This is a genomic window from Mucilaginibacter segetis (assembly GCF_016522075.1).
Classification (GTDB): Bacteria; Bacteroidota; Bacteroidia; order Sphingobacteriales; family Sphingobacteriaceae; genus Mucilaginibacter; species Mucilaginibacter segetis.
In genome coordinates this window covers 340255-355025 of the sequence record NZ_JAEHFW010000003.1, presented here as the reverse complement: position 1 = coordinate 355025, position 14771 = coordinate 340255, and the positions used below count along the sequence as shown (strand labels likewise).

14 protein-coding genes are annotated in these 14771 nt (G+C 36.0%); all 14 read left to right on the top strand.

From position 1 onward, the window contains the following. Position 1: 1 nt before the first annotated feature. The gene (locus I5M19_RS15325; RefSeq protein ID WP_200067237.1) at positions 2 to 2410 is read left to right on the top strand and encodes a GumC family protein; all 2409 of its coding nucleotides are present in this window, start codon (positions 2 to 4) and stop codon (positions 2408 to 2410) included. 296 nt (positions 2411 to 2706) lie between these two features. After that, complete coding sequence (locus I5M19_RS15320) at positions 2707 to 3624, top strand: phosphoglycerate dehydrogenase (protein WP_200067236.1); 918 nt, start codon at positions 2707 to 2709, stop codon at positions 3622 to 3624. Positions 3625 to 3636: 12 nt separating this feature from the next. Continuing rightward, positions 3637 to 4629 carry a Gfo/Idh/MocA family protein gene (locus tag I5M19_RS15315; RefSeq protein ID WP_200067235.1) on the top strand — a complete coding sequence of 331 codons (993 nt, stop codon included), beginning with the start codon at positions 3637 to 3639 and terminating at the stop codon, positions 4627 to 4629. A gap of 36 nt (positions 4630 to 4665) precedes the next feature. Beyond that, complete coding sequence (locus I5M19_RS15310) at positions 4666 to 5271, top strand: D-sedoheptulose-7-phosphate isomerase (RefSeq protein ID WP_200067234.1); 606 nt, start codon at positions 4666 to 4668, stop codon at positions 5269 to 5271. Between the two features lie 13 nt (positions 5272 to 5284). After that, positions 5285 to 6046 carry an SDR family NAD(P)-dependent oxidoreductase gene (locus I5M19_RS15305; protein ID WP_200067233.1) on the top strand — a complete coding sequence of 254 codons (762 nt, stop codon included), beginning with the start codon at positions 5285 to 5287 and terminating at the stop codon, positions 6044 to 6046. Beyond that, positions 6039 to 7115, top strand: coding sequence for an AroB-related putative sugar phosphate phospholyase (cyclizing) (locus I5M19_RS15300; protein ID WP_200067232.1), 1077 nt, complete (start codon positions 6039 to 6041; stop codon positions 7113 to 7115). The genes I5M19_RS15305 and I5M19_RS15300 overlap by 8 nt, the downstream gene beginning before the upstream one ends. Then, the gene (locus I5M19_RS15295; protein WP_200067231.1) at positions 7112 to 7564 is read left to right on the top strand and encodes a YhcH/YjgK/YiaL family protein; all 453 of its coding nucleotides are present in this window, start codon (positions 7112 to 7114) and stop codon (positions 7562 to 7564) included. Before I5M19_RS15300 ends, I5M19_RS15295 begins: the two co-directional genes overlap by 4 nt. A gap of 7 nt (positions 7565 to 7571) precedes the next feature. After that, the gene (locus I5M19_RS15290) at positions 7572 to 8255 is read left to right on the top strand and encodes an acylneuraminate cytidylyltransferase family protein (RefSeq protein WP_200067230.1); all 684 of its coding nucleotides are present in this window, start codon (positions 7572 to 7574) and stop codon (positions 8253 to 8255) included. Positions 8256 to 8279: 24 nt separating this feature from the next. Continuing rightward, a complete protein-coding gene (locus I5M19_RS15285) occupies positions 8280 to 8729 on the top strand; it encodes a YhcH/YjgK/YiaL family protein (RefSeq protein ID WP_200067229.1) in 450 nt (149 codons plus the stop codon). 82 nt (positions 8730 to 8811) lie between these two features. Then, a complete protein-coding gene (locus I5M19_RS15280) occupies positions 8812 to 9636 on the top strand; it encodes an HpcH/HpaI aldolase family protein (RefSeq protein WP_200067228.1) in 825 nt (274 codons plus the stop codon). Between the two features lie 18 nt (positions 9637 to 9654). Beyond that, entirely contained in the window at positions 9655 to 11106 is a 1452-nt protein-coding gene (locus tag I5M19_RS15275) for a lipopolysaccharide biosynthesis protein (protein ID WP_200067227.1), read from the top strand. Positions 11107 to 11136: 30 nt separating this feature from the next. Continuing rightward, the gene (locus tag I5M19_RS15270) at positions 11137 to 12288 is read left to right on the top strand and encodes a 6-hydroxymethylpterin diphosphokinase MptE-like protein (protein ID WP_200067226.1); all 1152 of its coding nucleotides are present in this window, start codon (positions 11137 to 11139) and stop codon (positions 12286 to 12288) included. 40 nt (positions 12289 to 12328) lie between these two features. Then, the gene (locus I5M19_RS15265) at positions 12329 to 13417 is read left to right on the top strand and encodes a 6-hydroxymethylpterin diphosphokinase MptE-like protein (RefSeq protein WP_200067225.1); all 1089 of its coding nucleotides are present in this window, start codon (positions 12329 to 12331) and stop codon (positions 13415 to 13417) included. Positions 13418 to 13432: 15 nt separating this feature from the next. Next, on the top strand, positions 13433 to 14485 hold the full coding sequence (locus I5M19_RS15260; RefSeq protein ID WP_200067224.1) for a 6-hydroxymethylpterin diphosphokinase MptE-like protein: 1053 nt from the start codon (positions 13433 to 13435) through the stop codon (positions 14483 to 14485). The last annotated feature ends 286 nt before the right edge of the window (positions 14486 to 14771 follow it).

Below are 14771 nucleotides of genomic sequence, written 5' to 3'. Positions count from 1 at the left end.
TATGAGCAAGCAAACTACTCAACTAACAACCTTCACACTACCTGCATCTGAAGGGGAATCTACTTCCGGAAATTATCTTGTTAAAAAATACCTTTTTCACTGGCCCCTATTTTTGGTATGTGTTGTTGCATTTATAATTGCGGCCTTTTTTTACCTTAAAATTACCAACCCGGTGTATCCTATATTAGCTACGCTTGAATTTAAAGGACCTACAAGTTCAGAAGGTACCGTTATTAATAAAAGCGGAACAGAACAACAGTTAGATCCAATTAGCACGCCTGTTATTGTAGAAAATGAGATAGAGGTAATGCAATCAAAAAAACTAATGTATAAAGTAGTAAATGATTTGCAATTATGGGTAAATTATACATCAAAAGATGGTTCAAAATCTGAAGATCTTTATAAAAAGTCTCCCGTAAATTTTCAGTTTATAAAAAAGAATGGAAGTATTGACGGTAAAGGTGTAAAACTCGAAATATTAATTAAAAGCACAAACGCTTTTACCTTGGTTGATGATCAGAACGGTAATAAAGATTTCAAATATGGCACACCCATAAAAAGCGATTTTGGAAGCTGGCAATTGTTGCCAACTGCGGATATAAGTAACTATATAGGATCATCAATTAATGTTGTTATCCAGGATCCCGACCAGGTAGCAGATAGTTATCAAAGTAAAATAAAGGTTGAACTGGAAAATAAAGATGCTCCTTTTGTTAATTTATCCACGTCAGATGAAGTGCCAGAACGCGGTAAGGATATATTGAATGAATTGATGGCACAATACAAATTGGATGCTCTTTCAGATAAAAACAAGGATGCTCAAAAAGCAATTGATTTTATTACACTGAGGCTCGATTCCTTAAAAAAGGACCTTACAGTTGATGAAAAAGAAATCCAGGAGTATAAAAGTAATCAGGGGATGACCGATATTGCCTCACAGGGACAAGGTTTCAGAGACATTCGACAGGCAAATATTAAAGCATTGAATGAAGCCGAAATTCAATTGAGAATATTAGAAGGCATTGAAAAATCTATTGCCCAGTCGGGCGGCAAAATAAGCTCGCTTCCACCAACAAGCGCTTACCTATCCGATCCTAGTTTAATGGCTTTATATGATAAGTTAACCGACCTGGAAGTAAAAAGAACGCAGTTACTTGCTACCGTTCCGCCGGGCAACCCAATGTTTGATCCTATAAATGAACAAATACAAACTTTACAAAAAGCATTCAAAGAGAAAGTAGCTGCGTTAAAAGCTTCACAATTGGCTATAAAAAAGCAAATGCAATCATTTGATGCCGGCATACAATCGGGTTTGAAGAAAATACCTGAACAAGATCGGGCATATACTGCAATGAAAAGAAACCAGGAAAGTAAAGAAAAGATATATACATTTTTATTAGAAAAACGCGAACAAATAGCTTTGCGATATGCCTCAACTGTATCTGACGCTGAAATTGTTGATGATGCACACGCTGGCAAAGCAAAGTGGCCAAAACCTTCTATTGTATATGCACTGGCCTTAATACTGGGTTTAGGTGCACCTGTGGGATTATTATATGCACGTGAAAGTTTAAACGAACGCATAAGCAATCGTAAGCAAATTGAAGATGCCGTTAAAGTACCTATATTGGGCGAACTATCATACCAGGAAGATACCGAACCTATTGTGGTTTCACAGGGTCGTGGAAAATTTGCAATTGGGGAGCAATTCCGGGTATTACGTACCAATCTTTCGCACCTGCATGGTACAAATGATAGTGGCAGGGTAACTTTATTTACATCAAGTATTGGTAGTGAGGGTAAAAGCTTTGTAAGCTCTAATTTATCCGTTACGTTGGCATATGCATCCAGAAAAACCATCATTTTAGAGATGGACCTTCGTAAACCTAAAATTTCCGGTGTGTTTAATTTATCGCCGGAACATGAAGGTATTTCTGATTACTTAACAGAAAGAAACACCAATTTAGATCAACTTATTCAGCCATCCGGAATTCCTGGCTTAGATGTATTAAGTAGCGGCCAAATTGAGCCAAACCCTTCAGAATTATTAGAAAAGGACAAACTGGATCAATTAATCAGTTCACTTCGTGAACGTTACGATGATGTAATTATTGACTCCCCTCCAATACATTTAGTTACCGATGCTTTAATTATTGCACGTACTACAGATGCCTCTGTATATATGGTAAGGCAAGGTCATACTCTTAAAGATGAACTTGAGTTCATAAACGAAGTTGACACCTCAAACAGATTCCCTAAATTTACCATTGTGTTCAATGGTATAAAACGCGATAAGTTTAATTATGGTTACGGATACAGCAATAGCTACTATAGCTCGTATAACACCTACACTGAAAAAGAAAAGGAAAGCTTTGGCAGTGTATTAAGAGGTTTCCTAAGGAGATTTTAAAAGTAAAATCGGAAATAATCAACTTAAATTAAATGCACGTTAAATTAATAGTTATTAATTTAATGTGCATTTTTTGAACCCGTTGGATATTATTCTGTAAATTTAAAAAAGCATTTAACTGTGTGTTAAAATTTACTAACTTCTCCAATAAAACAATCATTTATATATGAAAGTTTTATACAAATATTATAACATAAAAGTATTATGTTATTAACAGTTTATTACAATATTTTTAATATTTTCGCAGAAGACTAATTACTTTAATAAATACAGACTTAATATATAATAATATTTACATGAAAGTACTTACCTCCCCATCTTCTTTTGGCCAAATATCATCTAAACCTTTTGATCTGCTAATGGCTTCAGGTTATGAAGTTATAAATAACCCGTACGGCAGAAAATTAACCGAAGATGAAGTGATAGAAATAGCAAAAGAATGCGTAGGTATTGTAGCCGGTGTTGAGCCCTTAACTGCACGTGTAATGGATGCTCTGCCAAATTTGAAAGTAATAAGTCGCGTAGGAATAGGGATGGATAGTGTGGATCTGGAATATGCCAAACAAAAGGGTATTATTGTGAAAAATACCCCGGACGGTCCTACACGCGCAGTAGCTGAATTAACCTTAGCGATGACACTCTCACTGTTAAGAAGAATACCCCAGGCAGATGCCGCTTTAAAAAACCGCGAGTGGAAAAAGCAAACCGGTAATCTCATACTTGATAAAACCATCGGCATAATTGGCCTTGGCCGAATTGGCCGTTTAGTAGCCGAACTTTTCAGGGGAATAGGTAATCCGGTTATTGGTTATGATCCCTACCCTAATACTGAATGGGCAACACAAACCGGTGTTAAACTGGTTGATTTTGAGACGGTGTTAAAAACTGCTGACATTATTAGCTTACACGTACCGGGCAACGAGGATAAATCGCCGGTAATTGGTGCAGCTGAGTTGGAAAAAGTAACAACAGGTAGTTACCTCATTAATATATCTCGCGGCGGTATTGTTGATGAAGAAGCTTTATATACTGCGCTTTCATCTAAAAAAATAGCTGCAGCTGCAATAGATGTTTTTGTTGAGGAGCCTTATAACGGGCCGTTTTGCGATCTTGATAACGTTATTTTAACCCCGCATATTGGTTCATATGCCGAAGAGGGCAAATTATTAATGGAAATTGATGCGGTTAATAATCTTCTTGAAGCCTTAAACTAAATCACTATATAAATGAATTACAAAATTGGCATAATCGGTTATGGTGTTATGGGAAAAACCCGCCGTACCGCTATTGAAGAAATTAAAAAAGGAACAGTAGTAGCTATATCAGAACCAAATGTAGGAGCTGAGGTTGACGGAATACCTAATGTAAGCCATGATGATATCATTAACAATCCGGAGATTGATGTACTTATAGTATGTACTCCTAATTTTTTAAACAAACAGCTTACCATTCGCGGCCTAAATGCAGGTAAACACGTTTTTTGCGAAAAACCACCGGCTTTTACCGCAGCAGATATAATTGAGATACAGGAAGCCGAGCAAAAAAGTGGGAAAACTCTTATGTATGGGTTTAACCATCGGCATCATGACAGCGTTTTACACATGAAACGCCTTATTGATAGCGGCGAGTACGGTAAAGTATTATGGCTAAGAGGCCGTTATGGAAAAAGCGTAACAAAAGATTATTTTAACCAATGGCGTGCTAAAAAAGAGCTTGCCGGTGGCGGTATCCTGATGGACCAGGGTATACATATGCTTGATCTGTTCCTTTTCCTGTCAGGAGACTTTGACGTAGTAAAAGCCGAAGTAACCAATTTGTACTGGAAAATGGATGTTGAAGATAACGCCTTTGTTATATTGAAGGAATCTTCAACCGGTAAAGTAGCATCACTTCACTCTACCATGTCGCAATGGCGCCATCTGTTCTCATTAGAGATATTCCTGGAAAAAGGCTATATGGTATTGAACGGGATAATTACATCTACTATGTCTTACGGAGAAGAAACATTGTCAGTTGCCAGAAACAGGTCTACTGCCCCTGCTGCAACCTGGAAGGATGAAGTAGTTACCAAATATGTTAATAATAATAGCTGGCGTTATGAGATGGATCATTTTTTTGACTCTATAGCCAACAATGAGCCGATAATATACGGCAGCTCTACTGATGCATTAAAACTAATGACAGTAATTGATAAAATTTACGAACAAAAAGATTTCTAATCAGCATTAAATTCATTTAACTACAACTAAACAATCATGGAAAGAACTGATTTATTAAAAGACTACTTACAGGATTACGTTGGCCGTTTAACCGACATTTTAAACAAAATTGATCCTGAAAAATTAGGCCAGGTGGTTACTACTTTTATTGACGCTTTTAAAAGTGGCAATACTATATACGTAGTAGGTAACGGCGGCAGTGCAGCAACAGCTTCACATATGCAGGCTGATTTTAGATTTTTTGTCCGTTATTTTTCAAAATTCCGTCCCAAAATCGTCGCCTTAACAGATAACATGCCTATGATAACAGCTATAGGTAATGATAATAATTTCGAAGATGTTTTTGTTGAACAGATGCGCGGACAGTTTGTTGCCGGCGACGTTTTAATTGCTATATCAGCAAGCGGTAATTCGCCAAACCTGGTAAAAGCAGCAGAGTATGCTAATGAATTGGGTGGCAAAACCATAGCTTTTGTAGGCTTTTTGGGTGGTAAATTAAATGAAATATCAACTGTGCCATTATATACGCCAAATCCTAAAGGCGATTACGGTCCGATTGAAGACGTACATATGATCCTGAATCACATTATAGTGAATTACCTGTCTAAAGACGAGGAGTTTTTGGCCATTCCCGAAAAATAATACCATTATATAAATGAACAGTTTATCAAGTGTTGCCATTGATCTTTCAGGAAAAACAGCATTAATAACCGGAGGAACCCGTGGTATTGGCAGAGCCATTGCCGACCGCTTTATTGACGCCGGAGCGTCAGTTATTCTTACCGGGACAAAGAAGGAAGAAATAGACCGGCTGAATGGAGAAAGTTCAGATAGCAGAGTAGCCTATTTACAGGTGGATTTTGCTGATGAAATTTCTGTAGCTGCTTTTTTAGAAAAAATTAAGGCAATAGGTAAAGTTGATATTCTGATCAATAATGCCGGTGTTAATAAAATAGCGTTGAATACAGAAACCACCCTTGACGATTTTAACTTTTTAAACGATGTTAATATCAAAGGGCCGTATTTAGTATCACGTGAGGTAAGTAAGCTCATGAAAGCCAATAATTATGGCAGAATAGTAAATGTCACCTCCATCTGGAGTGTGATAACCCGGCCGGGCAGATCACTTTATACCACTACTAAATATGCCATTGCGGGGTTAACAAAAACATTGGCCATTGAGTTGGCTGCTGATAACATTTTAGTGAATGCGGTTGGCCCGGGCTTTACCATGACAGAACTTACCGCAACAACCAATACGCCGGAGGATATTGAAAAAATAACGCAGATAATACCTGCCAAACGTTTTGCCCAACCTGTTGAAATAGCCAACCTTATTCTTTTCCTATCAAGCGATTTAAACAGTTACTTAACCGGTCAGAATATAATAATAGACGGAGGATACACCAATGTATAATTTTAAAGTAAAATCTATTATTCATGATTATGAAGTTGCCTTTATAGATAATACTAAAGAAGTTTTAAAGAACGAATTAAAAGAAGGCGATTTTATTATTATTGATAATAAAATAAAGGAACTTTATAAAGACGAACTAAACGATACCCTTGCCAGCTTCCAGCACATTGGTATAGATGCCGCCGAGCCAAAAAAGAGTTATCAGGGAGCCATGCCAGTAATTCAATATCTTATTGAAAATGGCTTTCGTAAAAATCACCGGCTAATTGCCATTGGTGGCGGTATAACACAGGATGTTACCGCTTTTATGGCTTCTATTCTTTACCGCGGGGTTGACTGGTATTTCTTCCCGACGTCTCTGCTTGCACAAGGAGATAGCTGTATAGGCAGCAAAACGTCAATTAATTTTAATGAATATAAAAATTTGGTGGGCGGTTTTTACCCTCCCAATAAAATATTTATTAATCCTGACTTTTTAAACACGCTTTCAGATGCTGAATTGAAATCGGGCCTGGGCGAAATGCTTCACTACTTCATCGTATCAAGCGAGGAAGACTTCAGACGATTTAAAAAAGATTATCCACAGGCTTTGGTTGATAAAAAGGTACTTGCAGGTATTATTGCCCGTAGTTTAGAGATCAAAAAAAGCTATATCGAAATTGATGAGTTTGACAAAAAAGAGCGGCAGGTGTTTAACTACGGCCACTCATTTGGTCATGCTATTGAATCACTCACCAATTATCGTATACCACATGGTATAGCTGTAAGTTACGGCATGGATATGTCAAACTTCGTATCGGTAAAACTGGGGTATATACCACAACAAGTACGTAATGAAGTGCGTGAATTAGTAGAAAAAATTTGGGAGGGTACAACCATAACAGATATTGAACTTAATAAGTTTACATCTGCCTTAAGCAAGGATAAGAAAAACATAGGTAAGCAACTTGGCCTTATTTTAAACAAAGGATACGGAAAAATATTTAAAGACCTTCGCCCCATGGATGATGAGTTTGTGAGTTGGTTACAGGAATATTTTGACACACAATTACAACCGCAATTTGCATGATAGTTGACAGATTAGATAATATCGATCTATACAAGAATTTATCGCCCGATATATATGCCGGGTTACAATTTTTGAAAGATGCTAAAGCTGATATAGCTGTAGGCACTTATCCGATAAATGATAATGTAAAAGCTATTGTAAGCGAGTATGAAACCGTTGCTGACTTTTCAAGGGGATATGAGGCTCACCAGCACGTTATTGATATACAATACCCCATACGCGGCTTAGAACGCGTTAAATGGTCGCCTATTGAGGGGATGAATGTTAACATTCCTTATGACGAGGTTAAAGACCGCACCTTTTACAAAGATCCATCAGCACAGGGCACTCATGTTGATATAGGCAATGGTATTTTTGCCATAATGTTTCCGGGCGACGGACACGGTCCGCAGCATTTCATAAATAAGCCAGAGTTAATAAAAAAGATAACGATCAAAATTTCTATTTAATTAAACAATGTCGCAAATTCCAAAGGTAACAGCGTTGGTGCCCATGAAAGGCCATTCAGAAAGGGTTCCGCACAAAAACATTCGCCCTCTTGAAGGAAAACCTGCCTTCCATTGGGTTATGGAAACATTATCGGCCAGTCCGTATATTAACGAAATATTAGTCAATACCGATTCGCCTGAAATAGCTGAAAGTGCTAAAGCTAATTTTGATAAAGTTAAGGTACTGATACGCCCGGACTTTTTATTGGGCGATATGGTAAGCATACAGCCGCTAATTGCCTATGATATAGAGCAAACTGATGCTGAGTATTTTTTACAGACACACAGCACCAATCCTTTACTTACAACCGAATCTGTTAACAAAGCTATTGAAGCCTTTTTTGCTCAACAGGAACATGATGCGCTTTTTTCAGTAACAGAAGTAAAGCAGCGTTTTTACTGGGCCGATGGTAAGGGAATTAATCATGACCCGAAGGTACTGATACGCACGCAGGATCTTCCGCCCATATATCATGAAAACTCCTGCTTTTATATTTTTTCAAAAACAACTAATCGTAAAATACAAAGTCGCTTAGGATCAAACCCGATGATGTTTGAGATTGAAAGGCTTGAAGCCGCTGATATTGATGACATGGAAGACTTTTACTGGGCAGAGTTTCTTTTGAAAAGAAAATTAGAAGGTAATTTATAAAATTCTATAACTAAAATCACCAACATGATAGCCGACTCATTAACCAATATTGAATTTTATAAAGCCATAAATGAGGATATATACCAGGGTTTGGTTTTTATAAAAAATGCCGATCCGGAAATTGAATTAGGGGTTTATCCAATAACAGATAATGCCAAAGCAGTAGTTATGGAATATGACACCAAAATTAAAAACGATTTTGGCTATGAGGCACATAAACATGTTATAGATGTGCAGTATTGCATAAAAAACTCCGAGCGTATCCCCTATTCAAATGTTAAAAGGTTATCTCCTAATACCGAATATGATACAGAAAAGGATTTCACCTTTTTTGATATGATAAAACCACAAGGTGAGGTAATTATAGGCAATGATATTTTTGCCATATTTTATCCGGAAGATGGGCATGCGCCGGTTTATAGTGATGGTGAACCAGGGTACATAAAAAAAATAGTAATAAAAGTTAAGGTGTAATGTTACAACGCATTATATCAAAACTACCATAATAGATAGCTATTATATATTTGTGAAAATATAAATAGTTCATAAATCGGTTGTGGCGACCTTATTACAGCAACAAGGTGGCATACTTAACCGATTTTTCTATATCAACAAAAAAAACATGAAAGATACCACCTTAAAGCAAAAGCTTAAAAATAAAGAAAACACCATTGGTTCCTGGATAACTATACCTCATCAGGCTATTATAGATATTTTGGCCGAGGCTGGTTTTGATTGGTTAACAATTGATTTGGAACATACATCAATTGATTATAATGAGCTGCAAATACTCATCGGTTTTATACAATCGCATAATATGGCCGCGCTGGTAAGGGTTAGTAAAAACGAAGAGGTGGTAATAAAAAGGGCCCTTGATGCAGGTGCTGATGGTATAATTGTACCCATGATATGTTCGGCAGAAGAAGCAAAAATGGCTGTTGAGTTTGCAAAATACCCACCTGTAGGCAAACGTGGTGTTGGTTTAAACCGGGCACAACGATATGGTTATAATTTTGAAGGCTATAAAGAGTGGGTAGATAAGCACCTGGTAGTAATTGCACAAATAGAACATATTGACGGCGTGAAAAATATTGATGCCATTATATCTACACCCGGAATTGACGGAATTATAATAGGGCCGTATGATCTGTCAGGCTCTTTAGGTATACCAGGGCAATACAATGAACCTGTTGTGCAGCAAGCACTTAAAAAAGTAGAACAAATATGTAACGACAGAAAATTCTCGATGGGATACCACGTAATTGACCCTAAAATAGAATTGGTGAAAGAGAAAAACGCTGCCGGTTATAATTTTATAGCCTTTAGTACTGATTTCTTTTTTATGGGCAGAAAGGCGAGCGAAGAAATGAGCAAAATATAATCACTCTTTTTTATAAAGTTGAAAAATAAACAATTAAATTTTAACAGAATATGGAATTCAACTACTTTAATGACGTGGTTGAGTTATTTTGCTAAATCGGGTAGTTTACTTTTAGTATTACCATTAGTTCTTAAAAAGCTCTCAACACCGGAAATTGCCGTATGGACGTTCTTTTCTGTAATACTATCCATGGCTGGTCTTGCTGATTTTGGTTTCAGAAACACTTTTGTCCGTTTATTTGCACTTGCACGCGGAGGTGCAAAAGATATAGGAGTTTTTAAATTAGAAAAAAAACAACCTGCAGAGAATTTAAAACCCCAAGCAAATTGGGATCTTATCGAAAAATTGTACTCAGCAATGGAAAAGATATATTTAAATGTATCTGTTATATTGCTCGTGGTACTATTAAGCGCGGGTACATTTGCCATTATTACTCCCATTTCACATGTTGTAAACAAGCAACAAGCCTGGATATCCTGGGCGTTAGTTGCCGCCTCTATAGCTTATGATTTTTACGGAAAAACATACAGCAATTACCTGGAAGGAATGAATGAGATAGCTCTATCAAAAAGAGTAGAGTTTTTATCTAAAGTAGGATTGATAACTACCAGTTTTTTGGTATTGGTTTTTGCTCCCACCCTGCTTAATCTTATAATATCTAACACGTTTTGGATGGTGTTTAATGTAATAAGAGATTACTATTTATGCCGTTATATTGCAGATGGCAGATATAAAAACTTTAAAAAGCATCCATTTGAGAAACAGTTTTTTTTGAAGATATGGCAGCCGGCGTGGCGGGGAGGAATATCCGGACTAATGTCACAAGGGTTAACTAATTTATCAGGAATATTATATGCACAAGTAGGAAATCCTGCAGCTGTTGCCTCGTATATGATCGGATTACGGATTATTACCGAGATAAGAAACGTATCAAACGCACCTTTCTACAGCAAAATACCGCTTATGGCAAGGCTACGTGCCGAAGGCAATTATGTAAAATTAACACAAGTTGCACAACGCGGCATGCGTATGGCACATTTAGTTTATATAGGCGGAGCTGTGTTTGTAGGTTTGTTTTTTAATTTATTTTTAACCGTAATTGGCAGCCATATACATTTTGTTGACCCTAAGCTTTGGTTGATGCTCACCTTTGCTTTTTACATACACCGTTATGGTGCGTTACATATGCAACTTTATAATACCACCAATCACATCATATCACACATAGTTGATACTGTAGCTGGTGTAATTTTTATAATAATGGCATTGGCTCTTATTAAACCAATGGGAATTTATGCCATACCGGCTGGTATGCTGTGTGGATATTTAGGGTTTTACGCATGGTATGCAGCTATGCATTCCTTAAAATCGTTGAACGTTAACTTTTTCAAATTCGAATTTAAAGTTTCCGCTATACCGGCCGGGATATTTGTGCTTTACACTGCTTTTCAATTAATAATTAAAACATAAATTATATCACATTAATTTGAGTATTAATATATGGCATCAATAATAGTTCGGGGTTATAAGCTCTTAGATAAACATATTAAAGAAATTGGAATAGGCGGCACATTTATAAAGCTGTTCAAACAAAAAACTTTTAATCATGTAAAAAAAAGTGTTACCCGTGAATTGACAATGAATAAAAGAAGCCTGCGTAACTGGAAAACCCTAAAAGGTAAGTATGCCGGCAAAAGAGCTTTTTTACTAGGTAACGGCCCATCGCTTAACAAAACCGCGCTATACCTCTTAAAAAATGAGTATACTATTTGTTTTAACAGATTTAATATCATGTTTGAACGATTATCATGGAAACCAACCTTTTACATGAATATTGACCCTTTGGTAGCGCAGGATATGGCCAATGAGATAAACGAAATCACCCCTCAGGTCAAAATAGCATTCTTTCCGGACATCCATACTAATATGCTTGATTTTAGAAAGTTTATAAAAGACCGCGAAAATGTTCAGTGGATGTTTCCGCAATATAAGGGGTTTTATTTTGATCTTCCAAGGGTAGGTTTAGGTGGCACAGTGGCTTTCCCGGCATTGCAGGTACTAACTTACCTGGGCTTTTCTGAGATTTATTTAATTGGGGTTGATATGAATTATCAAATACATAAAACCGTTAAAGATATAGCAGGAACTGATGTTGCTTCAACTAAAGATGACGATCCCAACCATTTTGACCCTCGTTATTTTGGAACAGGCAGAAAGTATCATCAACCGGTTCCGCAGATTGTAAATAACATTATGAACTCATTTGAATTTGCGGCAGATAAAATAAAACAGAACACTATTACTAAGGTTTATAATGCCGGAATAGGAAGCAAGGTTGAATGCTTTGATAAGGTGAAATTTGAAAACCTTTTCAACTTTAATGAGGAGGAGATTTACCGGCTTTTCTCCCTTTCAATTTCAAATAAATGTTCCCCCGAAAAGGTAAAGGATTACCTTACGGCAAACCAGCCAGAAGTTGAAATTAATGCTGATATAGCAAAGGAGATATTTATACTTGAAGGTGAAACAGCAATATCTTTTATACCTAAACTTGTTATGAGGTATTTACCATACGGCCCAATAGAAGGCAAGCATCTTTTTATTCGCAGGGATGTTTGGGATAAAGTAGTAAGAGAGAAATTAACAAATTAAATATATGGCAATCAAACTTAGTTGTTTGCAAAATAAAAGCATGAAAAGACTTAAATCCTTAGAAATTTTAAAAGATCAGGGACTGACAGAGTTTTTTAAACTTTGGAAAAATATTTTCACTACTAAAATAAAAAACAAGTTCTATTACAATAAGTATAAAAGCGACTGGAAAAATCTGAAGAATCTGTATCATGGAAAAAGAGTTTTTTTAATAGGCAATGGCCCCAGTTTAAATAAAACCCCATTATATTTATTGAAAAATGAATATACTTTAAGCTTTAACAGATTTAACATCCTCTTGGAAAGATTAAACTGGCTGCCTACTATGTATATGTGTGTTGATGGTCTTGTAGCTGAAGATATGGCTAACGAAATTAATCAAATGACTGATTTAGTTAAGCACTCATTTTTTACTACATCCTCTTTAACAACCAATACTGATTTTACTCAATTTGTAGAGAATAAAGCTAATGTACATTGGATGCTTCCCAAGGGAGTAAACAGTCCGTTTAACTTTGATCTGCCTTACGTAAATGTTGGTGGCTCCGTAGCTATTGCCGGCTTGCAGGTTTTGCGATACCTGGGTTTTAAAGAAATTTACCTGCTTGGTATTGATATGAACTATAAAGTACATGAAACCGCTGAGGTTATAAAAGGTAATAATATAAAATCAAAGGATGATGACGATCCTAACCATTTTGATCCCCGTTATTTTGGTGCAGGCAGAAAATATCATCAACCCAAAAAATCCATTGTAGATACCATCCTTGGCTCGTTTGAAAGAATAGCAGGAATTTTTAAACAAACTGATACCAAAGTTTATAATGCAACAGTGGGCGGTGTTTTGGAAAGTTACGAACGTAAGGAATTTAATTCCCTGTTCAACATTACCGCTACAGCAAAAAAGGATATGTTTATTGATAACTTACAATGCAAAACAACACTTAACAATATACTTAATTTACTAAACACCCCTGCAAACAATGATTACAGTGAAAGTGATGATGTAATTATATTAAATACTGATAAAGGCTGTAGTTTATTAGCAAAGCTGATATACACACATATTCCGTTTGGGCCATATAATCATAACATTTATTTTATAAATAGATCTTTTTTAAAAAACTAAATAAACTACTGTTGCATGAATTTTATTACCAGGCAAATATTCAAATCCATTAATGTATTTAAAAGTGTATTTAGTTTGGATACTAATACCCAAAAATGGAACTTACTAAAGGATAAATATAAAGGCAAAAGAGTATTTTTAATTGGCAACGGACCAAGCTTAAATGAAACCCCGCTTTATTTATTGGAAAACGAGTATACACTTTGCTTTAACCGTTTTCATTTACTTTATGAGCGCCTGAATTGGAAACCATATTTTTATATGTGTATTGACCCGGAAGTATTGCCTGATATTGCAGACGAAATTAACGCTAACCTTAATAATTATCATTATGCATTTTTTCATGCATTGCATTCATCTAAAATAGAGGATAGAGAAAACGTACTGAAAATGCATCATGTGATACAAGTGCCTTATTTCTCTAAAAGGTTGCCTTTATTCGGCTCGGGGGGTACGGTTGCTTACGCGGGCTTGCAGATGCTGTTTTACATGGGATTTTCAGAGGTTATACTTGCCGGAGTGGATCAGAATTATGTAATACACCAAACAGCCAAAAAAACCAGCGGAATAAGGATTGAGTCGCAGCAGGATGATGACCCTAACCATTTTGATCCGAGATATTTTGGAAAAGGCAGAAGATACCATCAACCCGTACCTGCAACGCAGGTTAGAATGATCAGGGCTTTTACCAAAGCTAAACAGGTAGCCGGATATTTGGGCATAAAGGTTAAAAATGCAGGTATAGGCGGCAAATTGGAGGTTTTTGAACGAGTAAACTTCAACGCTCTTTTTCATTATACAACCGAGCAGGTTTATAAACTATATGCAAAATCAATTTCAATTGAATGTTCATGGCAAAAAGTTAAGCTCTTGCTGGAAAACACCCCAAAAGCAACCATGGTTTCTGAAGACATTTCGTGCGATTATTTTGTAACTGACAAGGCTATTGGTTTAGGGACTATTCAAAAATTAATTCTTGTTTATATTCCTTATGGCCCTATTGATGAAAAATATCTTTTTATTAAGCGTTCGGCAAAAAGAAAAGTTATAGATAATTTATTAACATAGCAAAAGCTTTGTTATGTAATGCTTTAAAAGCATCATTAAATACTATTTTTGAAATTATATTTACTTCTTTAAAAAGTAACAAATCTAAATTTATTTATTTATATGCAGCCGAATTATAAGTACGCCAGTTATATAATGTTCTTTTTTCCGGCAATAATATATTTAATGCCCTTTTTTAACCGCCTGAATGTTAATTTAATGCTTATTGCATTGTTGCCATTAGCAAGTGTTGTTTTAATTAACTTCAGATTAAGTTCTGAACTAAAAACATATACCTTACTGCATA

What these genes read in the sequence shown, in the direction of transcription:
- I5M19_RS15320 (WP_200067236.1), top strand. Translation starts at nt 2,707, where the DNA reads ATGAAAGTACTTACCTCCCCATCTTCTTTTGGCCAAATATCATCTAAA.
- I5M19_RS15325 (WP_200067237.1), top strand. Translation starts at nt 2, where the DNA reads ATGAGCAAGCAAACTACTCAACTAACAACCTTCACACTACCTGCATCT.
- I5M19_RS15290 (WP_200067230.1), top strand. Translation starts at nt 7,572, where the DNA reads ATGTCGCAAATTCCAAAGGTAACAGCGTTGGTGCCCATGAAAGGCCAT.
- I5M19_RS15310 (WP_200067234.1), top strand. Translation starts at nt 4,666, where the DNA reads ATGGAAAGAACTGATTTATTAAAAGACTACTTACAGGATTACGTTGGC.
- I5M19_RS15295 (WP_200067231.1), top strand. Translation starts at nt 7,112, where the DNA reads ATGATAGTTGACAGATTAGATAATATCGATCTATACAAGAATTTATCG.
- I5M19_RS15315 (WP_200067235.1), top strand. Translation starts at nt 3,637, where the DNA reads ATGAATTACAAAATTGGCATAATCGGTTATGGTGTTATGGGAAAAACC.
- I5M19_RS15305 (WP_200067233.1), top strand. Translation starts at nt 5,285, where the DNA reads ATGAACAGTTTATCAAGTGTTGCCATTGATCTTTCAGGAAAAACAGCA.
- I5M19_RS15265 (WP_200067225.1), top strand. Translation starts at nt 12,329, where the DNA reads ATGAAAAGACTTAAATCCTTAGAAATTTTAAAAGATCAGGGACTGACA.
- I5M19_RS15300 (WP_200067232.1), top strand. Translation starts at nt 6,039, where the DNA reads ATGTATAATTTTAAAGTAAAATCTATTATTCATGATTATGAAGTTGCC.
- I5M19_RS15270 (WP_200067226.1), top strand. Translation starts at nt 11,137, where the DNA reads ATGGCATCAATAATAGTTCGGGGTTATAAGCTCTTAGATAAACATATT.
- I5M19_RS15260 (WP_200067224.1), top strand. Translation starts at nt 13,433, where the DNA reads ATGAATTTTATTACCAGGCAAATATTCAAATCCATTAATGTATTTAAA.
- I5M19_RS15285 (WP_200067229.1), top strand. Translation starts at nt 8,280, where the DNA reads ATGATAGCCGACTCATTAACCAATATTGAATTTTATAAAGCCATAAAT.